The sequence below is a fragment of the Stenotrophomonas sp. PS02301 genome (genome assembly GCF_029959485.1).
GTDB lineage: Bacteria > Pseudomonadota > Gammaproteobacteria > Xanthomonadales > Xanthomonadaceae > Stenotrophomonas > Stenotrophomonas maltophilia_Z.
The window spans coordinates 1-21279 of sequence record NZ_JASCOO010000060.1 but is presented as its reverse complement, the minus strand read 5'-3'; the positions used below and the strand labels follow the sequence as shown (position 1 = coordinate 21279).

22 protein-coding genes are annotated in these 21279 nt (G+C 68.5%); 12 read left to right on the top strand and 10 right to left on the bottom strand.

Features of this window, described 5'->3' with window-relative positions; translation table 11 throughout:
* Positions 1-167: 167 nt before the first annotated feature.
* From QMX81_RS14340 to QMX81_RS14320, 5 genes are all read right to left on the bottom strand, one after another.
* Positions 168-587 carry a hypothetical protein gene (locus tag QMX81_RS14340; RefSeq protein ID WP_282262426.1) on the bottom strand — a complete coding sequence of 140 codons (420 nt, stop codon included), beginning with the start codon at positions 585-587 and terminating at the stop codon, positions 168-170.
* A gap of 191 nt (positions 588-778) precedes the next feature.
* The gene (locus QMX81_RS14335) at positions 779-1525 is read right to left on the bottom strand and encodes a SagB/ThcOx family dehydrogenase (RefSeq protein ID WP_282262424.1); all 747 of its coding nucleotides are present in this window, start codon (positions 1523-1525) and stop codon (positions 779-781) included.
* Between the two features lie 14 nt (positions 1526-1539).
* Positions 1540-2877 (bottom strand): YcaO-like family protein, encoded by a 1338-nt coding sequence (locus QMX81_RS14330; protein WP_121042752.1) that lies wholly within the window; start codon positions 2875-2877, stop codon positions 1540-1542.
* Positions 2874-3452, bottom strand: coding sequence for a hypothetical protein (locus QMX81_RS14325; RefSeq protein ID WP_121042754.1), 579 nt, complete (start codon positions 3450-3452; stop codon positions 2874-2876). Before QMX81_RS14325 ends, QMX81_RS14330 begins: the two co-directional genes overlap by 4 nt.
* 51 nt (positions 3453-3503) lie before the next feature.
* Positions 3504-4361 (bottom strand): hypothetical protein, encoded by an 858-nt coding sequence (locus tag QMX81_RS14320; protein ID WP_121042756.1) that lies wholly within the window; start codon positions 4359-4361, stop codon positions 3504-3506.
* Positions 4362-4437: 76 nt separating this feature from the next.
* Between QMX81_RS14320 and QMX81_RS14315 the strand changes: the two genes are divergently transcribed.
* Positions 4438-5094: a phosphatase PAP2 family protein gene (locus QMX81_RS14315; protein ID WP_147433916.1), complete on the top strand. Its 657-nt coding sequence runs from the start codon at positions 4438-4440 to the stop codon at positions 5092-5094.
* Between the two features lie 290 nt (positions 5095-5384).
* Here QMX81_RS14315 and QMX81_RS14310 read toward each other — a convergent pair whose 3' ends face one another.
* A complete protein-coding gene (locus tag QMX81_RS14310; RefSeq protein ID WP_088433986.1) occupies positions 5385-6350 on the bottom strand; it encodes a ribokinase in 966 nt (321 codons plus the stop codon).
* Positions 6351-6376: 26 nt separating this feature from the next.
* Positions 6377-7675: a nucleoside transporter C-terminal domain-containing protein gene (locus QMX81_RS14305; protein WP_121042760.1), complete on the bottom strand. Its 1299-nt coding sequence runs from the start codon at positions 7673-7675 to the stop codon at positions 6377-6379.
* A gap of 252 nt (positions 7676-7927) precedes the next feature.
* Between QMX81_RS14305 and QMX81_RS14300 the strand changes: the two genes are divergently transcribed.
* From QMX81_RS14300 to QMX81_RS14285, 4 genes are all read left to right on the top strand, one after another.
* Positions 7928-8896 carry an aldo/keto reductase gene (locus tag QMX81_RS14300; RefSeq protein ID WP_121042762.1) on the top strand — a complete coding sequence of 323 codons (969 nt, stop codon included), beginning with the start codon at positions 7928-7930 and terminating at the stop codon, positions 8894-8896.
* Positions 8897-9240: 344 nt separating this feature from the next.
* Positions 9241-9438 (top strand): hemin uptake protein HemP, encoded by a 198-nt coding sequence (locus tag QMX81_RS14295; RefSeq protein ID WP_019182448.1) that lies wholly within the window; start codon positions 9241-9243, stop codon positions 9436-9438.
* A 109-nt stretch (positions 9439-9547) separates the two neighbouring features.
* Complete coding sequence (locus tag QMX81_RS14290; RefSeq protein ID WP_121042764.1) at positions 9548-10138, top strand: Hemin transport protein; 591 nt, start codon at positions 9548-9550, stop codon at positions 10136-10138.
* Positions 10138-11079: a DUF6607 family protein gene (locus QMX81_RS14285; RefSeq protein ID WP_282262417.1), complete on the top strand. Its 942-nt coding sequence runs from the start codon at positions 10138-10140 to the stop codon at positions 11077-11079. The genes QMX81_RS14290 and QMX81_RS14285 overlap by 1 nt, the downstream gene beginning before the upstream one ends.
* A 301-nt stretch (positions 11080-11380) precedes the next feature.
* Here QMX81_RS14285 and QMX81_RS14280 read toward each other — a convergent pair whose 3' ends face one another.
* Positions 11381-13867, bottom strand: a complete 2487-nt coding sequence (locus QMX81_RS14280) for an FtsX-like permease family protein (RefSeq protein WP_282262416.1) — start codon at positions 13865-13867, stop codon at positions 11381-11383.
* Entirely contained in the window at positions 13864-14502 is a 639-nt protein-coding gene (locus tag QMX81_RS14275; RefSeq protein WP_282262415.1) for an ATP-binding cassette domain-containing protein, read from the bottom strand. Before QMX81_RS14275 ends, QMX81_RS14280 begins: the two co-directional genes overlap by 4 nt.
* A gap of 120 nt (positions 14503-14622) precedes the next feature.
* Here QMX81_RS14275 and QMX81_RS14270 point away from each other — a divergent pair, with 120 nt between their 5' ends.
* The 3 genes from QMX81_RS14270 (at position 14623) to QMX81_RS14260 (ending at position 17504) form a co-directional block, all read left to right on the top strand.
* Positions 14623-15273 carry an arylesterase gene (locus tag QMX81_RS14270; protein ID WP_282262413.1) on the top strand — a complete coding sequence of 217 codons (651 nt, stop codon included), beginning with the start codon at positions 14623-14625 and terminating at the stop codon, positions 15271-15273.
* Between the two features lie 77 nt (positions 15274-15350).
* On the top strand, positions 15351-16064 hold the full coding sequence (locus tag QMX81_RS14265) for a response regulator transcription factor (protein WP_019182442.1): 714 nt from the start codon (positions 15351-15353) through the stop codon (positions 16062-16064).
* A gap of 168 nt (positions 16065-16232) precedes the next feature.
* The gene (locus QMX81_RS14260) at positions 16233-17504 is read left to right on the top strand and encodes a HAMP domain-containing sensor histidine kinase (RefSeq protein WP_121042774.1); all 1272 of its coding nucleotides are present in this window, start codon (positions 16233-16235) and stop codon (positions 17502-17504) included.
* A 31-nt stretch (positions 17505-17535) separates the two neighbouring features.
* Here the strand turns inward: QMX81_RS14260 and QMX81_RS14255 are convergent, their stop codons facing one another.
* Positions 17536-18243 carry an SGNH/GDSL hydrolase family protein gene (locus tag QMX81_RS14255; RefSeq protein WP_282262409.1) on the bottom strand — a complete coding sequence of 236 codons (708 nt, stop codon included), beginning with the start codon at positions 18241-18243 and terminating at the stop codon, positions 17536-17538.
* 234 nt (positions 18244-18477) lie between these two features.
* Between QMX81_RS14255 and QMX81_RS14250 the strand changes: the two genes are divergently transcribed.
* The 4 genes from QMX81_RS14250 to QMX81_RS14235 all read left to right on the top strand — a co-directional run.
* Positions 18478-18858, top strand: coding sequence for a diacylglycerol kinase (locus tag QMX81_RS14250; RefSeq protein ID WP_282262407.1), 381 nt, complete (start codon positions 18478-18480; stop codon positions 18856-18858).
* A gap of 54 nt (positions 18859-18912) precedes the next feature.
* Complete coding sequence (locus tag QMX81_RS14245; RefSeq protein ID WP_088433998.1) at positions 18913-19662, top strand: TerC family protein; 750 nt, start codon at positions 18913-18915, stop codon at positions 19660-19662.
* A gap of 93 nt (positions 19663-19755) precedes the next feature.
* On the top strand, positions 19756-20406 hold the full coding sequence (locus tag QMX81_RS14240) for a LemA family protein (RefSeq protein WP_121042778.1): 651 nt from the start codon (positions 19756-19758) through the stop codon (positions 20404-20406).
* 4 nt (positions 20407-20410) lie between these two features.
* The coding region (locus tag QMX81_RS14235) for a TPM domain-containing protein (RefSeq protein ID WP_282262402.1) at positions 20411-21279 on the top strand (869 nt) is incomplete at its 3' end.

Genomic DNA, 21279 nt, shown 5'->3' with positions numbered 1-21279 from the left:
CCACCGCGCGCCTGTTCAGGCCGATCCGGAAGGGCCTGATGCGCACCGGTCATGAGCATATGCTTGACGATTGCTTCCGTCGTCCCCAGCGGCGGCGGATGCTGGCCGGTTACCGGTAGCGCCGGCCGCTGGCCGGCCATCGCGTGCTCAGGGGCTGCCGGCGGGTACTACCACGTCAGGGTGCCGGCGACGTACAGGGCGGCCAGCGCCAGGCAGGTCAGGGAACTGGTATACCAGAAGCGCGCACCGTTGTAGCCCGGGCGGACCCGGCCGATGATCAGCCCGGCCAGGCCCCGGCCGCCGAGGATGCCGATGATCCCCAGCAGCACCCAGCGGGTGCCGGGCAGCGGGCGGACCCAGCCGGCGGCCGACAAGGCGTACAGCGTCCAGATGCCCAGCACGAGGGTGATCGCGGCCGTGATCACGGCGGGTTCGGCACGCCCGGCCCGGGCCAGTCGCACCATGCGTTGGCCGGCGCCGAAAAATTCATACCACGGCGCGCCGAAGGCGATGCAGCCAATGTGCAGCAGCACGGCAAGCGCGGTGCCGGTGGCGGCCAGCAGCATCCAGAAGGGGGTGTCGGTCATAACGTGCGTCGTCCGTGAGCGGGGGAGCTCATGGTCGAGTGGCTGCAGCATCGGGGCAATCCAGCCAGCGGCCATTCGCTGGCAATTTCCGGTCGCGGTCGCACGCGGGAAGGCACAGCGACCAACAGTCGATACGCAGCGCAGACGGTCCGGCCACGGCCGTCAACGCTCTCCGCGATTCCGGCGAGCGTTCAGGGCGCCGGACCACACGCATAGGCCAACACCGCCAGATGCCGCCGCGGGTCGAGCCCGAGCAGGGCCAGCACGGCGGCATCCTCGAACGAGCCGATCGCGCAGCCGGCGGCATTCATCGCCGCCACTTCCTGCCCCAGCGCCCCCAGCCAGACCCCGGCCTCGATCAACACGAAGCGGCCACCACGCTCGCCGTACTTGGCCAGCGTGCCGGCCGGCTCGGCGATCAGGAACAGCACGACTGCAGGGCGTTCGGGCCAGTCCACGCCCAGCAGCCTGGACAGCGCCGGCCATGCGGGGCAGGGCGCTACCGGCACCAGCGCGTGCTCGAGCGGGTCGTACCAATGGATGCCCGGCGCTGCCGCGGTCGCATCGTCGTTGCCGTACAGCGCGGCATAGGCCTGGATCGGGTACTTGGCCCCACCGGATGGCAGACGCCGCGTGTCACTGTCGCCGGGCCGGGCCCGCAGCGGGGCCAGCACGCGCCCCAGTTCCTTGGCGCCCCAGCGCGCGTCACCGAAGCGGCGGCCACTGTGGCGCTGCGCGAGGGCATCGCCGGGGTGTACCGGGTCCGGCAAGGCGACGCCGGCGGCTGCATGCAACGGCCGTGGCGGCGACCAGGCGCGTGCGGCATCTTCGGCGATCCGCGCGCGCATCACGTCCGCGCGCGCGGGATTGAGTTCGCCGTTGTGCCAGAACAGATGGAACAGCGGGGCATCGTCCCAGGGGGAAGGCGGTGACGGCATGCGGTCCTCGGGGGTCAGCCCAATGGATGCGGAAAGGGGTTGGGAAACGCGCCGCCGTGCGGGACGCCGGGATAACGCCAGGCCACGTCCCGGCAGCGGCCACCAAGGAACGGCGCACGCTCGTCGGCGTGCAGGCCGCTGAGCTGCGGCGACACCACCCGCATCACCCGCAGGCCGGCCGCGGCCACATCGGCGGTGGTCAACTCGCGGTAGTACAGCGCGATGCCGGCACGGCCCAGCCGGCGCCGCAGCAGATCCAGCTCGGCGATGGCGCGCGGTGCGGCGGGCCGGAGCGCTGCGCTTGGCGGGGGCAGCTGCAAGGTGCTGTCGCCCGCCTCCCCGAACAGCGGCAGCTGCGGCCATAGCTCGGGGCGCAGGGTGTAGAACGCGGCATGTTCATCGAAACTGCGCAGTGCTGCGGCATCGCGCGGCAGCCGGGCGCTTTCGCGGCCACACAGATGCGCGGCAAAGGTCAGCGCCTGCTGCCATTCCAGCAGCGCTTTGTGCAGCGCCTCGCCCGGCTCGGCGCGGCAGGCGATGCCCAGCACATGGCGGGGGCGGCCTTCGAACGGGATGCCGCCCGCGACCGCAATCACCGGGTGCGGGTTCCAGTGCTGGGTCAGATCGAAGGCCTGCAGTTCGCCACCGCGCTCGTGCGCGAAGGCCTGCCATTGGGCCGGCAACGCGATCCGCCGGCCGGCCACGCCATTGAGCCATGTTACCGCCAGTGCATCGCGCTCCAGCAGCTCCTGGGCGGCCCGCAACAGCGCCAGCCAGGCGCCATCGCGGCCATCGCGCCACGCTGCCAGCCCACTGGACGTCGACGGCAGACGCGCCAGGCCGCGGCGCGGACCCAGTCCGACCAGTTCCTGCGGCACCCAGACCCTGCGGTTGTCATCCAGCGCATGCACCGCCGCGAACAGATCGTCATCGTGTTCGGGCATCGGCCACGGGAAGCCCGGCGTGGCGCGTTGGCGTGCCGAGAACAGGGCGAAGGCCGATTCGTCCAGGCGGTGTGCGGGTGTCAGCGCATGACGAGGACGCACCTCCACGCTCGCCTGCGCCGCCGCCAGCCGCTCCAGTGCCTCGGCGACCGCGCCATCGGCGGCCGCATCGGCATCCAGGGCGACCGCGCCCGAAACCCCCTGCCAGGGATTGGCCGGGTCGGCCGGCGTGGCGGCATTGTGCACGCGCCGTCCCTGGAACAAGGGCCCGGTTGCATCGCAGGGGCTGGCCTCGATCGGCTGCGCCGGGCGCACCAGACCACAACGCGAACGCGCCGCGCCATGCAGCAGGTGCGAGGACAGTGTGGGCGTTTCCGGCTGCGCCGCCTGCACGGCGGCGCGGCTCATTTCATCACGCTCAGCCAGAGCATCATCTCGAGGGCGCCGACGGCGAACAGGCCCAGCAGCAGGGCGATGCCGATCCCGATGCCGCGCCCGAGCGATCGCCCCGAGCGCTCGTAGACGAGGGCGTAAATCCCGACATACAGCCCGACGGCAACGAACAGGCCGAAGATCGGGTTGGCGGTGCTCATGAAGATGCCTCCGCCCAGCGCGGCCAGCGGCAAGGCGAACAGCCCCAGCAACACTCGACTGGTGCGGCTCAACCCGGCCGCCGGTACAACGGGGACGGTCGTCTCCGGAGCGTGCGGATTCGCAGCATCAGGCGGCGCCTGCGGCAACGCAGGTGGCTGGGGGTGGAGGTCCGTACGGGTGTCGACGCTGGTGGCCGCGGGGTGTGTGTCGCTGCTGACGGCTGCCGGTATTACGGGGTCCAGCTTGCCAAGCACCACCGCCGACAGCACCGAGGTACCGAGCAGGGTGACGATGCAGGAACTGCAGGTGGTCGACGTCGAGCCGCCGCCTGCCGCGGCAAGGTCCTGGCGTGAGGCACTGGCATCGAACTGGGTCGGCAGGCGATACATGAGGTCACTCCATTGACCGGGGCGGAAACGCCCGGCGCGTGGCGCACATTATCACGGGCGCCCGGTGTCCCAAGGCAAGGACAGCGGTGGCGGCAGCGACACTTCGCCGCCCTGGCAGGCGGGGCACCACGGCAGCCGCAGCACCCGGTCGCGCTCGCCGTGCAGGCGATGCAGGTCGAGCCAGACGCTGCGTTCGAGATAGCCCAGCAACAGCGGCGGCTGATCCAGCAACGGCGCGACCAGCGCCGCGATCCGTGCCGGTTGCGCGGCGACCGCCGGCATCGCCGGCACGGGTGCTTCGCCCCAGCGGCGCAGCACCCGGTTGCCCAGGCAATACACACAGGCGCTCTGGCCGGGCACCACATAGGGGCCCAGCGCGAGCGTGTGGTGATAACTGAGGTCGAGCAGCAGATGCGGTTGTGCCGGCATCTGCGTGCGGTAGCGGGCCAAGGCCTGTTCCCAGCCCAGCCCGTGCCGGACCAGCACAAGGAGGTCGGCATCGGCGACCGCATCGACGCGCTGCAGATCCGCGCTGGAATGCTGGTCGAAAGCGTCGGCCAACCCGGGCAGCGGTTCGCCGAGCCAGTCGAGTGCGTAGCGCTTCACTCTGCGCGCGGCGCGCAACGGCACCAGCACACCGAGACGTATCAGCTGGCGGACCGCCGGGCCGCACTCGGCATCGTCCTGCAGGATCGCCAGGGTGTCGTTTTCCCAGTGGCCGAGGATCCGTTCGATGACCGTCGGGGTATCGGCCTCATCGACCACATACAGTTCGTCGGCGCCACCTGACACCAGCAGCAGCTGGCGCTGCGCATGGGTCTGCGCAAACAGCGCCCACGCCGGATTGCGCGTCCAGCGTGGTTCGCCCGCGTGTGGGCGTGCGTGTTGCTGACTGCCTGCTGCTGCCACTGCGTACAGTCCGTGTATCCGCGAAAACGCAAGGATAGCGGCAAACAGGCGGGCCACGTTCTGCTACGGTGCGCGCGTGCCCACGCCGCCTGTTGCCACCGCGTCCGTCCCCCAGCCGCCCTGGCGCGAGGCGATGCTGTGGATGCTGCTGCTCGGCGCGATGTTCATCCATGGCTACAGTTGGACCAACCATTGGGCCGCCAGCCAGGCCCAGACCTGCAGCCTGCATGGTCGCTGGGACGAGGCGATCCCGTTCTGGGCGTGGACGATCTGGCCGTACCTGGCGCTGAACCTGCTGTACCCGCTGACGTTCTTCCTCTGCCCGACCCGATCCGCCCTGCGCCGCCATGCGCTGGCCATCGCGCTGGTGCAGGCTGCCTGCATGCTCGCGTTCGTGTGCTGGCCGACCGGCAATGTGCGTGTGCTGCCGCAGCCGGAGGGCGCGAGCGGCCTGCTGTTCGCACAACTGCGCGCGTTCGAAGCGCCCTTCAACATGGCGCCGTCGCTGCACGCTGCGGTACTGGTGGTGGTCTGGCAGACATGGCGGCAGTCGCTGCAGGCGAATGCGGCAGCGGTGCGCTGGCTGTGGCACGGCGCCTGTGGCCTGATCCTGGTCTCGACGCTCACTACCTGGCAGCACGATCTGCTGGATGTGCTTGCCGGGCTGCTGGTCGGCGCGCTGGCGCTGTGGATCACGCGCTGCATGCCGCCCACGTTGGGGCGTACCGGCTGACTGCAGGCGACTGCGATTCCGGGTGCGGCGGCGGCCGGTGGGTCGAGCGCTGGGGCGCGATGCCCTTGCCGGCGAATGTCCCCCGGTGCCGGCCTGCGGCCGACCCCTCCTCCTTGATTTCGCCCACAAGGACATCGCGCCCCACGTGTCCAGACCACGGTCGCTACGGGGCCCTCACGCTCGCGACAGACCCCAGCGGAGACACCCCCCAGATTCACAGCGAGACGCTGGTGGAGCAACAAAAAAGGCCAGCGCGAACGCTGGCCTCTTGGTATCCACACCGGTGACGCTTACTTGTTCTCGGCATCACCCGGGGTGAAGTGCGGCATCGCCGCGGCGGCGCCTTCCTTCTCGGTTGAACGACCGGCGAACTGATTGGCGAAACGCACGTGGCGGGCAAACGCCGCGTCCGGATCCTGCGCGATCGAGGCCACCAGCGCACCGTTGAACGCATCGCCCGCACCGGTCGTGTCCAGCACCTGCACCTGCTCTGCGCCGACGCGGTAGTACGGCTGGGTATCGCCACGCAGGTTCTCTTCGGCGTGCGACACGAACACACCGACCGAACCCAGCGTCACCACCACGGTGCCGTTGCCGACCAGCTTGCGGCACAGCGCATGCAGGCTGGCGCCATCCAGCGCGGCGACGTCGTTGGCATCCACGCGCTCGCCGACATGACGGCCGAGCAGGGCAGCGAACTCGGTCTCGTTCGGGGTCAGCACATCGGCCAGCTTGAGCAGGCCGATGCTGGACGGCGCATCGGCAGGCGCCACGTTGAGCACGGTGGTGGCACCGGCCTCACGCGCGATCGCCAGCGCCGCTTCGATGGTTTCCACCGGCGATTCCAGCTGCGCCAGCACCACCTTGGCGCCGGCCAGCAGCGCGCGCTGCTGTTCGACGAAGTCCAGGCTCAACGCGGCGTTGGCGCCCGGGCCGATCACGATGGTGTTGCGGCCGCGGCTGTCGACATAGATGCCGCCGGTGCCGGTCGGCTCGCTGCTGGCCTCGGCGGTCAGCGCGAAGCCGTCCTGCTCGGCCAGGCCGCGGGCCATCGCACCGCCGGCGTCATCGCCCAGCGCGCACAGGAACGTGGTCGGCGCGCCGGCACGGCGGGCGGCCACGGCCTGGTTGAAGCCCTTGCCGCCGGGACCGGTGCTGTAGCGGCCGGCGATGGTCGCACCCGGGGCCGGGAGCGACTCACAACGCCAGACATGATCCACATTGAAGGAACCGATTACGACGACACTGCTACTCATAAAGACTGTTTCTCAGGGAACGGATATCAGCTGAAATGCGTCAGCACGCCGGCGATGGTCGCCGTCATGAAGGTGGCAATGGTACCGCCGAGCACGGCACGCAGGCCGAACTTGGCCAGATCGTGGCGACGCTCCGGCGCCAGCCCACCAATACCACCGATCTGGATCGCGATGGAGCTGAAGTTGGCAAAACCGCACAGCGCGTAGGTGGCGACCAGGCGGCCCTCGGCCGACAGCACCGTGCCCGGTACCTCGCCTCGGATGATCTTGGCCAGTTCCGAATACGCCACGAACTCATTGATCACGACCTTCTGGCCGATCAGCGAGCCCACGGTGGTGGCATCGGCCCACGGGGTACCGATCACCCAGGCGATCGGGGCCAGCAGGAAGCCGAACAGGGTGGACAGGTCGGTCGGGCGGCCGATGAGCGCGGCCAGGCCGGTGATGTCACCCAGCCAGGTCAGCGGGGCGTTGATCAGGGCGATCAGGGCGATGAAGGCCAGCAGCATCGCACCGATGTTCAGTGCCAGCTTGAGGCCGTCGCCGGCACCGGCGGCAGCCGCGTCGATGATGTTGCTGGAGGTCTTCTCCACTTCCATCTTGACCGTGCCGCGGGTCAGCGGGGTACCGGTCTCGGGCACCAGCAGCTTGGCCACCACCAGGGTCGCCGGGGCGGCCATGATGCTCGCGGCCAGCAGATGCTTGGCGTAGAAGGCCTGCTCGACCGGATCGCCGGCGCCAAGCATGCCCACATACGCGGCCAGCACGCCGCCGGCAATGTGCGCCATGCCGCCGATCATCATGGTGATCAGCTCGGACTGGGTCATCTTGGCGATGTAGGGGCGCACCGTCAGCGGCGCTTCGGTCTGGCCGATGAACACGCTGGCGCAGACGCTGGTGGTTTCAGCACCGGACACGCGCATGATCTTGGTGATCGCCCAGGCCATGCCGCGCACGATCATCTGCATCACGTTGAGGTGGTACATGACCCCCATCAGCGCTGAGAAGAAGATGATGGTCGGCAGCACCTGGAAGGCGAAGATGAAACCGAACTGGCTGGTGTCCATCAGGCTGCCGAAGATGAAGCCCGAGCCGGCGTTGACGAACTCCAGGATCTTGACGAAGCCCTTGCCCAGCGCGTCGAACACATCACGGCCACCCGGGACCAGCAGCACCACCGCCGCGAAGGCGATCTGCAGTGCGATACCGGTGACGACCAGGCGCCAGTCGACAGCCCGCTTGTTGTTCGAGAACAACCAGGCAATGCCGATCAGCACTGCCAACCCGAACAGGCCGAAGCCAATCCTGCCCAAACCTTCGACCATGAGACTTCCCTTGGGGCGCCGCGAAAAACGGGAAGCCTAGAGCAGCGGCAGGGGCGGGGCAAGGAAAAGCAGCGTCCGCGAGCCGATCGGTCGTGATCGGGCCTGTATCGGCAAGGCATGGCGTGCTTTCCGTGCGGCGTGTCATGGGCCGTGAGACCGCTGCCGCGGTAAGCCGCGCGGAACTGTGCCGCCCCGCTCTACACTTACCGGCATCAATCCGGCCCGGTCGCGGGCCCGCAGCAGGAGAACCACATGCTCTATCGCCGTCTTGGCTCCACCGGCCTGAAGCTCTCGGCCCTGTCCTTCGGCGCCTGGGTGACCTTCGGCGACCAGATCGGCCGCGATGAGGCCCGCAAGCTGATCGCCACCGCCTGGGATGCCGGGGTCAACTTCTTCGACAACGCCGAAGGCTATGCCCGCGGCCGCGCCGAGCAGGTGATGGGCGATGTGATCGCCGACCTGCGCCTGCCGCGCGATGGCTTCTGCGTCTCCAGCAAGGTGTTCTTCGGCGCCGTCGACGACCCGCGCCCGACCCAGCACGGATTGTCGCGCAAGCATGTCACCGACGCCTGCCACGCTGCGCTCAAGCGCCTGCGGGTGGAGTATCTGGACCTTTACTATTGCCATCGCCCGGACCCGGATACCCCGATCGCCGAAACCGTGCAGGCCATGGATACCCTGATCCGCCAGGGCAAGGTGCTGTACTGGGGCACGTCGGAGTGGTCGGCCGCGCAGATCCAGGAAGCGGTGGACATCGCCGGCGCGCGCAACCTGCATGCGCCCTCGATGGAGCAGCCGCAGTACAACCTGCTGCACCGCGAGCGGGTGGAACGCGAGTACGCGCCGCTGTATGCCGAGGCTGGCCTGGGCACCACCATCTGGTCGCCGCTGGCCTCGGGCCTGCTGACCGGCAAGTACAACGCCGGCGTGGACCCGCAGTCGCGGCTGGGCCAGGAACAGCTGGGCTGGCTGAAGGCGCAGGTGCTGGACGATGGCAGCGACCGCCTGGAGCGGGTCCGTCGCTATACCGCGCTGGCTGCGCAGCTGGGCGTCTCGCCGGCGCAGCTGGCGATCGCCTGGTGCCTGCGCAATCCCAACGTCTCCAGCGTGATCCTCGGCGCCAGCCGGGTCAGCCAGCTGGAAGAAAACCTGGGCGCACTGGCGCTGTTCGAGCAGCTTGATGAGAGCATCTGGCAGCAGGTGGAAGCGGTCTTTGCCTGATCCCGTCTGCCGGGATCCGGGGATCCGGGGAGCCGGCCAGCGGCCGGCACTACCGATGGTATGGCGGAAGATGGAACGGGACGAGCAGAGCTCGGATGCTTGGCAGAACGGAGCAGGGCGCTTGGAACAGGCGCCGTCCCTCCACGGTAGTGCCGGCCGCTGGCCGGCTCTGCAGCTCACGCGACGGGCGACCACACACAGAGCGCGCTTGACTGACGCGATTGACGGAGGCTATCGAAGTTTAGCAATCGATCATTAATGTCATCTATCAAAGTGAGAATGGTTGTTGATTGTCAACTGAGAATCATTATCATTTGACTCGCCCCTCGCAACGAGTCCAGACGATGAACACTCAAGCTGCTGTACTGCTGCGCCCCGAAACGCTGACCCTCCGCGACCGTCCGGTCCGCGTGGTCCCGCCGGAAGAAGTGATCGACAGCGAAGCCCTGCTCAAGGGGCGCCGCGAAATCCTGATCCAGCACGGCGATCGTTTCTATCGCCTGCGTCATACCAGCAACGACAAGCTGATCCTGACCAAGTAACGGCCTTTCCTCCCCCAGCTCTCTCCCCCTCGACACTCCGCCGTCGACTCCGGTCCACGGCGTGGGTCGAGGGTCTCCCCTCGCAACCGTCGATTGCAGGTAGACCGCCATGAGCCGTGCCCTTTCCGTCGGCCGCCCACCGGGCCGCCATCCCATCGCCGGCCTGCCATCGGCCGCGCAACTGGCCTCGCTGGGTACCGTGCTGTGCCTGTACCGCCCGGACAGCAGTGAACTCGGTGGCTGGAAACACGCTGTCTCCGCGCATGCCTGCCAGGGCATGGACAGCGAAGGCATCCGCGAAAGCCTCTGCTTCGTCGACGCCCGCGGCCGCTGCTGCTGGCGCCTGTATCTGCTGCCCGACAGCGATTTCCTCGCCTGGGATCGCCTCGTGTCCGCGTTTCCCGCACGGCCCGAACCGGTCAACGACGCCGGTGTCGCCGAGCGCCTGTGGCGACGCCTCGCCGTGCGCCTGGGCAACGACGCGTGGCGCATGTGCGCGCTGCGCCTGCAGGTCGGCGAAGGCCGCGAACTGGCCGCCAGCCTGGCCTCGTTGTCGTCCCTGGGCGCCACCACCGCGCGCCGGATCGGCAACGTTGAAGGTGCCGAAGGCGAGCTCTGGGTCGACGACTGCTGCTGCGCCGCCGCGGCCCGCCGCAGCGGACCATGGACGGCCGACGGCATGCCGGTGATCCAGCTGTAATGACGGACTTGCTCGCCCTGGCAGCGCTGCTGCTCGCGCTCACCGCCAGTGCGCATGCCACACCGGCCGACCCCGCGCGCGACCGCGCCAGCATCCTGGCCATGCAGGGCGAATACACCGTCGATTTCGCCTTCGACGAGACCGTCCTGCTCAAACCCGGCTACGAACGCGCCCCGGCCGTGCGCACCGGTGGCAACGAAGTGGTGATCGTGGTCGAAGACACCCCGAAGCGGGTGGTGCTGCAGCACCTGCTGGTCGAACCGAAGAGCGGCCACGTCACCAAGCACTGGCGCCAGGACTGGGTCTACCAGGCACCGACACGGTTCGAGTTCAGCGCCGACCAGACCTGGCAGGTGCGTCCGATACCGGCAGCGCTCACCACCGGCGCCTGGACCCAATGCGTCTACGAAGTCAGCGACGCACCGCGTTACTGCGGCACCGGCGCCTGGCGCTACGACAACGGCATCGCCGCGTGGACCAGCGACCTCAGCTGGCGCCCCCTGCCGCGCCGCGAATACACCCGCCGCAGCGACTACAACGCCCTGGCCGTGATCAACCGGCACACGCGCACGCCCAACGGTTGGACCCACGAGCAGTTCAACACCAAGATCCAGCGGCGCCCCGACGGCACGCAGACACCGATCGCGCGCGAATTCGGCTTCAACGAGTACAACAAAACCACCGAGGTGGACTTCACCCCCGCCTACGCCTACTGGACCGCCACCGCGGGTTACTGGGCGAAGGTGCGCCAGCGCTGGGACGACTTCCTCGGGCAGGCACCGGGCGTGCACCTGAAAACCAAACCCGACGGCATGGCCATGATCATCCCGCTGTTCACCCAGGCCCAGGACATCCAGGACGGCAAGACCGTGGTGGACACCGAGATCGACGCCGTCTTCCAGCAGTGGGTAGAAAAAGCACCGCCAGAAAGCGCGCGCTGACACCGACGCCATCGGTGGCCCACGCGTCCATCGCCAAACCTCGAAGCAGCACATTGCCGCATCGATGGTCGTGCCAACTCGAGCCCAACGGTAGACCCGCCGCTCTCCCCTCCGCCCAAGGCCATCCCTCGAGAAGGATGGCGGGTAGCCCTGCCCAGGACCGTCAGGGCGCCAAGGATGGCGCCCACGAGCCCCCAGGGATGGGTTTACGGCGCGTCCTGGGCGGGGCTGCCCGCCAGCCTTCAGGCAGTGGACGCATGGACGCCGTCGCTTTCGCTTTCAATGCAACGGCGCCCCAAACTCACGCCTCCCGAAGCGCCAACGCCGGCGGCGTATGCAGAATCCGTCGCGTCCCCCACCAGCCGGCCGCCATGCTCAACAGCACACCCAACCCACCGCCCACCAACAACGGGCCCCACGGCGGGCTCAGCGTCAACTCGAACACCTGCCGCGCCACCACCGTGCCCAGCAGCGCTGCCGCGCCCACTGCCAACAACGCCGACAACAGCCCCAGCGCACCGAACTCCACCAGCACCGCACCGCGCAGCTGACGGCGCGTTGCCCCCAGCGTACGCAGCACCGCACTGTCGTAGCGCCGCTCACCGGCGGTGGCCTGCAACGCCGCCAGCAACACCAGCAGCCCGGCCAGCAGACTGAAGCCCATCACCAGCTGCACCGCCTGGCTCACCCGGTCCACCACCTCGCGCACCCGCTCCAGGATGCCGTCGATATCCAGCAGTGAAATGTTCGGGTACGCCCGGGTCAGCCCGGCCAGCGCCGGTGCCTGCGCGCGTGGCAGATGGAAGGCGGTGATCAGGTTGTACGGCGCATCGGCAACCGCGCCTTCGTTGAGCAGCAGGAAGAAGTTGACCCGGAACGAATCCCAGTCCGCCTTGCGGATGCTGGTGATCGTGAAACTGCGCTCCTGATCGCCCATCTGCAGCGTCACCGTGTCGCCCAGCGTCATCCCGTAACGCTCGGCCCAGCCCTGCTCGATCGAGGCCTCTGCCGCCGTGCTGCCCGCCTTCCAGAACGTCCCGCTGAGCAGCGTATTGGCCGGCGGGAAATCATGCCGCCACGAGAAATTGACCGGCCGGTTAGCATCGTCATCCTCGTTGCTGTTGTCCTCGCGCGCCTGCCGCTGCGGCGGCCGATCATTGACCGCCAGCAGGCGGCCGGTACTGAACGGTTCGATGCCCGGCGAAGCCACGCCCAGCCCACCCAGCGTGGCCAGCACGGCATCGCGCTGCTCGGGCTGGATGTTCATCAGGAAGTAGTTCGGCGTATCGGTCGGCAAGCGATCGCGCCACTGCGCCAACAGCCCCGGACCGATCACCGACAGCAGCAGCAGCGAACACAGCGACAGCGACAGGCCGACCAGCTGCATCACCGCCAGACCGCGGCGGCGCGTCAACGAGGCGAGCCCCAGCTTCCAGCGCCCGCGCAGGCGCGGCTGCAGCCCGCGCAGCAGCCACAGCAGCAGCGCACCGAGCGCGCCGGCCAGGGCGGCCAGTGCAGCCAGCCCGCCGAGCACCCACGCGGCCAGCTTTACATCGCCGGTGGCCTGCACGGTGAGTGCCACGGTGGCCGCCAATGCTGCGGCATAGACCAGCATCGAACTCGGCGGCAGCGCGGCGAAGCTGCGGTTGAGCACGCGCATCGGCGGCACGCTGCGCAGGCGCAGCAGCGGCGGCAGACCAAAGCCCAGCAGCAGCACCAGCCCGATGCCGGCTCCACTCAGTGCCGGCGTGGCTTGCGGCAGGGGCAGGCGGTTCGGGATCAATCCCCCCAGCGCCTGCACCAGCCCGGCCTGCGCGGCCATGCCCAGCCCGATACCGACCAGGCAGGCCGGTATCGCCAGCATCACCAGCTGCAGTGCCATCGCAGTGAGGATGTCGCGCTGGCGCGCGCCCAGGCAGCGCAGGATCGCGACCTGATCGATGCGTCGGATCGCGAAGCGGTTGGCGGCCAGCGCGGTGGCGACACCAGCCAGCAACACCGCCAGCAGCGCGGCCAGCGACAGGAAGCGACCGGCCAGATCGAACGCGCCACGCACACCGCGCTGGGCATCGGCGATGCCGACAATGCGGTAGCCCTTGGCCTGCGGTGTGAGCCATTCGCGGAACGCCTCGATCTGCGCCGGCGCACCGGCGAACATCATCCGGTATGACGCGCGGCTGCCCGGCCCCAGCAGGCCGGCGCGATCCACATCGATGCGGTTCACCAGCAGCGGCGGCGACAGCTGCATCAGCTCACCGGAGGTGTCCGGCTCGGCCTGCAGCACGCGGGTCACGTTCAACGTGCCCGCGCCGAATTCCAGTGCATCGCCGACCTGCAGGCCCAGCGCCTGCATCAGGCGGGGATCGGCATACGCTTCGCCCGGCGGCGGCGTTCCCGCGGTGTCGCTGGCGCTGTCATGCAGCGTGCGGCTGACCTGCAGTTCACCGCGCAGCGGGTAGCCATCGGCGACCGCCTTGATGTTGGCCATCTGGCTGTCATCGCCATGGAACAGCACGCTGGGGAAGCTGACCATGCGCGTAGTGTCCAGGCCGCGCTCGCGCGCTGCATCGGCAAAGGTCTGCGGGATGTCCTCGCGCCCGCTCAGGCCCAGGTCGCCGCCAAGCATCTCCGCGGCGCTGCTGGTCAGTGCCAGCGTGACCCGGTTGACCAGCGTGCCCACCGCGGTCATCACCGCCACGCCCAATACCAGCGCAGCGAACACCGTCAGCAGATCGCCGGCCAGGAATTCGCGACGCAGCGCACGCGCCGCATGGCGCACGACATTCATGCGCCTGCACCTGCACCTGCACTTGCACCTGCACCTGCACCTGCACCGGCAACGGTGTCGGCCAGGCGGCCACCGTCGAGCTGGTAGATGCGCTCGCAGCGCTGCGCCAGGCGCAGGTCATGGGTGACCAGCACCAGGGTGGTATCGCTGGTGGCGTTGAGCGCGAACAGCAGGTCGCTGATCTGCTGCCCGGTGGTCTGGTCCAGGCTGCCGGTCGGCTCATCGGCGAACAGGATGCGCGGCCGCGCCACGAACGCCCGTGCCAGCGCCACCCGCTGCTGTTCGCCACCGGAAAGCTGGCGCGGGTAGTGACGCGCACGATGGCCCAGGCCGACCTGTTCCAGCACCTCGCGCACCCGCGCGGGATCTTCGCGGCCGGCCAGTTCCAGCGGCAGTGCGATGTTCTCTTCGGCGGTCAGTGCCGGCAGCAGGTGGAAGCTCTGGAACACGAAGCCGACCTCGCGTGCGCGCAGCTGCGCGCGGGCTTCCTCATCGAGCGTGTTGAGCTCGGCACCGGCCAGCGCGATGGTGCCGTGGCTGGGCAGGTCCAGCCCGGCGAGCAGGCCGAGCAGGGTGGTCTTGCCCGAACCTGAAGCGCCGACGATCGCCACGCTCTCGCCTTCATGGACGGTCATGTCAATGTTGTCCAGTATGTGGACTTCACCCTCCGGGCCACGTGCGGACTTGCCCACGTTGTGGGCGGCGATGGCGACGGGCGCGCTGCGGGGGGACAGGCTGTCGATGAGGATTCTCCAATGAACCAAGCAAGTGGAAAGGGCCGCGTGGCCTCGATGGGCTGGCTGCTGGCAGGGTTGCTGCTGATGCCGATGCTGGCCTGTGCCAAAGCTCCGGACACCCGTGCGGCGGTGCTGGTGGTCGGCGACAGCCTCAGTGCCGCCCACAATATCCCGGCCGCGTCGGGCTGGGTAAACCTGCTTCAGCAGCGGGTCAAACAACAGATCAAGGCGCCGCCGGCGATCATCAACGCCAGCATCAGCGGCGAAACCACCGCCGGCGCGCTGACCCGCCTGCCAGGGCTGCTGGAGAAGCACCGGCCCTCCGTGGTGGTGATCGAACTGGGCGGCAACGATGCGTTGCGCGGGCTGACCCCGGCGCAACTGCGCGGCAACCTGGAAAAGATGATCGTGGCCAGCCAGAAGGCGGGCGCCAAGGTGCTGCTGCTGGGCATCGACGTGCCGCCCAACTATGGCCCGGCCTACCGCCAGCGCCTGCGCCAGACCTATGCCGAGCTCGCCAAACAGTACGACGTGCCGCTGCTGCCGTTCCTGCTTGAGGGGGTGGCCTTGAAGCCGAACCTGATGCAGGCCGACGGGCTGCACCCCACCGCCGCTGCGCAGCCGCAGGTGCTGGACAACGTCTGGCCGTTGCTAAAACCCTTGCTTTGATCGGTGTGTGAGGAACTTCACACCGCGTCCACTGGCGATGCGGCATGTTTCACAAAGCTGAAGAAAGAGGGAATCCCATGCGTCAGACAAAGGAGACCTCCGGCCTGGTGCTGGTGGTCGAAGACAACCGTAATATTTCCGAGATGATCGGCGAGTACCTGGAAGGGCGCGGCTTCGAAGTCGACTACGCCCAGGATGGGCTGGACGGTTATCGTCTGGCGGCCGAGAACAGCTACGACGTGGTCGTGCTGGACCTGATGCTGCCGCGTCTGGACGGCATCGAAGTCTGTCGCCGCCTGCGCAACGACGCGCGCAAGTCCACGCCGGTGCTGATGCTGACCGCGCGCGACACGCTGGACGACAAGCTCACCGGCCTGGGGTTCGGCGCCGATGACTACCTGACCAAGCCGTTCGCGATCCAGGAACTGGAAGCCCGCCTGCGCGCGCTGATCCGCCGCGAGCGTCGCCAGGTCGGCTCGGAAGTGCTCAAGGTCGCCGACCTCGTGCTCGATCCGGTCAGCATGCGCGCGACGCGTGCCGGCACCGAACTGCAGCTCTCGCCGATCGGCCTGCGCCTGCTGACGATCCTCATGCGCGAATCGCCGCGTGTGGTGACCCGCCAGGAAATCGAACGCGAGATCTGGGGCAATGGCCTGCCCGACTCGGACACCCTGCGCAGTCATCTGTACAACCTGCGCAAGATCATCGACAAGCCGTTCGACCGCCCGCTGCTGCACACCGTGCAGAGCGCCGGCTACCGTATTGCCGATATCGCCCAGCCGATGAGCTGATGGGCGGTCGATCGCCGCTCGGCCGCCTGCGGGCGGCATGAGCGATCCGATCCTCCGGTACCCTCTGGAGCATGACGGCCCGGCCTCTGCCGGGCCGTTGTCATGGTTTGCACGATGGACTCACGGCAAGCTTTCCTATAATCGCCGCGAACCGCCCTGGACCCCGTAATGCCGCACGGTCTGCCGCGCAAGATCCGCATCGTCTTCATCCTCCAAGCCGTGCTCGCCAGCCTGGGCATCCTGCTGGGCGCCTGGCTGGTGTCGTTGGTGATCAAGCACAGCCTGGTCAGCAGCGCGCTGCAGGAGGAGGCCGGCTACTACTGGCAACTGCACGAGGCCTCGCCGGTGCAGCCCCCGCCCAATACCCAGAACATCCGCGGTTACCTGCTCGAAACCGGGCAGTCGCCGCTGAGCCTGCCGGCCAACCTGCGCACGCTCCCCCCCGGCTTCCATGAGCTCAAGGACGACGACCAGCTGGTGCTGGTCGATGCGCGTCCGGAAGGCCGCCTCTATCTGGTGTTCCTGCGTTCGCGCGCGGAGATGCTGGCGTTCTGGTTCGGCATCGTGCCGGTGCTGCTGACCCTGCTGGCCGTCTACGGCGCCTCATGGATCACCTACCGCGCCTCCAAACGCCTGGTATCACCGGTGAACTGGCTGGCCAGGCGCGTCTCGCGCTGGGACCCCGGGCATCCGGAAGCGGCCGATCTGGCCCCGGCCAAGCTGCCGGCCGACATGCAGGGCGAGACCCGCCAGCTGGCCGCCGCGCTGCACTCGCTGGCCACCAAGGTCACCGCGCACGTCGCGCGCGAGCGCAACTTCACCCGCGATGCCAGCCATGAGCTGCGCACCCCGCTGACCGTGATCCGGGTGGCCAGCGACATGGCGCTGGGCGACCAGGACATGACCCCGCGCCTGCGCCGCGGCCTGCAGCGCATCCAGCGCGCCGGGCGTGACATGGAGGCGGTGATCGATGCCTTCCTGATCCTCGCCCGCGAGGCCGATGTCGAGCCGCAGGTCGAGCTGTTCGACGTCAACGAGATCGTCCGCTACGAGGTCGACAACGCCCGCGAGCTGATCGCCGGGCGGCCCGTGGAGATCCACCTGCACAGCAATGGGCCGGTGATGCTGCACGCGCCACCGCGGGTGCTGCAGGTGGTGGTCAGCAACCTGCTGCGCAATGCCTGCAGCTATACCGACGAAGGCCGGATCGACGTCGATGTCGAAGACGATCGCGTGGTCGTGCGCGATACCGGCATCGGCATGTCCGCCGAAGCACTCGGGCGCGCGTTCGAGCCGTTCTATCGTGCCGAGCCCAGCCGCCCACAGGGCACCGGGCTGGGGCTGTCGATCGTGCGCCGGCTGTGCGACCGCTTCGGCTGGAAGATCGCCCTGACCAGCGAGCCCGGGCAGGGTACCCAGGCCACGATCCACTACCGCTGAGTCGGGGAGGCGCTGCGCCTCCCGGCGTGGCTCAGTTGCACTGCACCTTGGGTGCCAGCGCTTTGCGCCAGATCGCATAGCCTTCCGGCGTCATGTGCAGCATGTCCTCGCGGAACAGCGCGGCGCGCGGCTGGCCGTCGGTACCGAGCATCGGCGTGTAGACATCGGTGTAGCCGGTGTTGGGCAGCGTGGCCAGCGTGGCCTTGATCATCGCGTTGGCCTCGTTGATCGCCGGCAGCAGGTTGGCGCGTGAGGGGCTGGGCTTGATCGAGATGTACTCCACCGTGGTCCTGGGCAGATCGCGGTGCACGCGCTTGACGAAGGCGACCACGTCGTCGTGGACCTGGGCCGGGCTGCGGCCGCTGTTGAGGTCGTTGTCGCCGGCGTAGAAGAACACCTTGCACGGCGCATACGGGATCACGATGCGATCGGCATACCAGGTGCTGTCGCGCACCTCCGAGCCGCCGAAGCCGCGGTTGAACACCGGCTGGCCCGGGAAATCAGCTGCCAGGCTCTCCCACATGCGGATCGAGGAGCTGCCGATGAATTCGATGCCACCGCGCGGCGGCGGGTTGGCCGCATCCTGGGCCGCGAACTGCGCCATGTCGCCGGCCCAGGCCACGTTGGAGACCTGGGTGGGTACCTGCGGCGCAGCGGGGCCCGGGGTACGGGCCAACGCGGGCAGGGCGGCGCCCAGGGCAAGGGCGAGCAGAACGGGGCGGGCGCAGCGATGCAGCATGGGCAACTCCTGGGGTGGGGCACCCGCTCGGGTGCCCGGACGGGCAGGCGTCCATCATAAAAGCTGCTGCCGGGCCGCGCTTTACCACGGACGGGCGTTGGCCGCCTTCGACAATGCCTTGGCCGGCTTATGGCAAAATGAGCGATTGCCTGCCCCATTCAGCGATGCCCATGACTGTCTGCCGTGTGCTGTTCCTGCCGTTCCGGCCCGCGTTGCCGACCGGGGTGCCTGCCCATGGCGGATGAAATCGGCCACCTGCCGCGCGGCCCCAAGCGCATCTTCAAGGCCGCGGTCTGGTCCTGGCAGGGGCTGCGTGCGGCCTGGCTGCACGAGTCCTCGTTCCGGCTGGAGGTCTACCTGCTGATCGTGCTCGCCCCGCTGGCGCTCTGGCTCGGCCAGACTCCGGTGGAGCGTGCGCTGATGATCGGCTCGGTGTTGCTGGTGCTGGCCATGGAACTGGCCAACTCGGCGATCGAGGCGGTGATCGAACGCTACGGCGCCGAGTTCCATGAGCTCGCTGGGCGTGCCAAGGACATGGGCTCGGCCGCCGTGTTCGTGCTGATGATGAACGTACTGGTGTGCTGGGTCCTGATCCTGCTGCCGCAGCTCTTCTGACGTAACACTTCTGGCGCGTCACGCGCGTCATTCCCCCTGTAAGGATGGAAGTCCATGTTCCTTGAGTTGTTGTCCGACCCCAATGTCTGGTTGACCCTGTTTACGCTGAGCGCGCTGGAAATCGTGCTGGGCATCGACAACCTGGTCTTCATCTCGATCGCGGTGAGCAAGCTGCCCGAGGCGCGCCGTCCGTTCGCGCGCAAGCTCGGCATCGCGGTGGCCTGCATCACCCGCATCCTGCTGCTGGTCTCGCTGGCCTATCTGGCCCACATGGAAGCCAACCTGTTCACCATCGCCGGCATGGGCATCTCCATCCGCGACCTGGTGCTGATCCTCGGTGGCCTGTTCCTGATCATCAAGGGCACCATGGAGATCCGCGAGCTGATCACCGGCGGCGAAGACGAAGACCCCACCACCACCAAGGCCTCGGCCGTGTTCGGCATGGTGATCGCGCAGATCGCCGTGATCGACATCGTGTTCTCGCTGGATTCGGTGATCACCGCCGTGGGCATCGCCGACCACATCCCGGTGATGGTCGCTGCGATCCTGCTGTCGGTCGCCGTGATGCTGCTGGCCGCCAACCCGCTGGGCCGCTTCATCGATGCCAACCCCACCGTGAAGATGCTGGCCCTGGCCTTCATCCTGCTGATCGGCGTGGTGCTGATCCTGGACGGCCTGAGCGTGCACGTGCCCAAGCCCTACATCTACGCCGCGATGGGCTTCTCGGTGCTGGTGGAATGGCTGAACCTGCTGATGCGCCGCCGCGCCGTGGCGCACAACGTGCCGGGTGCCGGCAACTGGTAAGGGGGAGGTGCCGACCGTCGGTCGGTACCCACATCCGCTTTACCCGGAACATGGCATGCTCCGGATCCCGTTCATCGAGATCCGGAGCCGGCCATGCGATCGTTCTCCCGTTTGTTGTGCCTGGCCGTGCTGGCCTCCCTGTTGTCCGGTTGTGGCTACAACGCCATCCAGCAGAAGGATGAGCAGGTCAAGGCCGGTTGGGCCGAGGTGCTCAACCAGTACAAGCGCCGCGCCGATCTGATCCCCAACCTGGTGCAGACCGTGGAAGGCTATGCCAACCAGGAACGCCAGGTGCTGACCGATGTCACCAACGCCCGTGCGCGCGTGGGGCAGGTCAACGTCAATGCCGACGATGCCGACTCCCTCAAGCAGTTCCAGCAGGCCCAGGGCGAGCTGAGCGGTGCGCTGTCGCGCCTGCTGGTGGTCACCGAGAACTACCCGAACCTGAAGTCCGACCAGGGCTTCCGCGATCTGCAGGCACAGCTGGAAGGCACCGAGAACCGCATCACCGTGGCGCGCGGCCGCTATATCCAGATGGTGCAGGACTACAACACCTACATCCGCCAGTTCCCGCAGGTGATCACCGCCAAGCTGTTCGGCTATGCGACCAAGCCGAACTTCACGGTGGAGAACGAAGCGCAGATCTCGCAGCCGCCGGCGGTCAAGTTCGGTTCGCAGCCACCGGCCCCGGCCCCGGCACCCGCACCGCAGGCGCCGCCGCAGCAGCCGCAGCCGGCGAACTGAGCCCGTGACCACGCGCCTGCTGCGTTGCCTGCTGCTGTTCTGCCTCGCGCTGGCGCTGCCGGCCTGGGCGCAGACCCAGGCCGCGATCCCGGCGATGTCCTCGCCGGTGGTGGATACCACCGGCACCCTGGATGCCGCGCAGATCCAGGCCCTGGGGGCGCAGGCGTTGGCGTTGCAGCAGCGCAAGGGCAGCCAGCTGCAGATCCTGATGGTGCCGACCACCGCGCCGGAAACCATCGAGCAGTACACCCAGCGGGTGTTCGAGCAGTGGTCCATCGGCCGCAAGGGCGTGGATGACGGCGTGCTGCTGGTGGTGGCCAAGGACGATCGCCGGGTCCGCATCGAGCCGGGCTATGGCCTGGAAGGCGCGATTCCGGATGCGATCGCCAACCGGGTGATCCAGGAGTACCTGGCCCCGCGTTTCCGCACCAATGACTATGCCGGTGGCCTCACCGACGCCAGCGCCGCGCTGGTCAAGCTGATCGACGGCGAGGCGCTGCCCGCGCCGGTCAGTACACATCGCGCCCAGGACACCCCGGCCGGTGGCAACTGGACGATGGCGCTGGGCATCGGCCTGTTTGCCGGTCTGTTCCTGCGCGGCATCCTGGGCTGGCTGCCGCGACCGCTGCGCGCGCTGGCGAGCGGTGCAGGTGCCGGGGTGGCCGCGTTCCTGTTCACCTCGCTGGTGGTCGCCAGTGGCGCGGCCGCCGTGGTGGGCCTGCTGGTCGGCCTGACGTCGGCCGGTCGCGGCGGCGTGTTCGCGCGCAGTGGCGGCTGGGGTGGGGGTGGCTGGGGCGGTGGCGGGTTCGGTGGCGGCGGCGGGGGCTTCGGCGGAGGTGGAGGCGGCTGGGGTGGAGGGGGTGGACGTTCGGG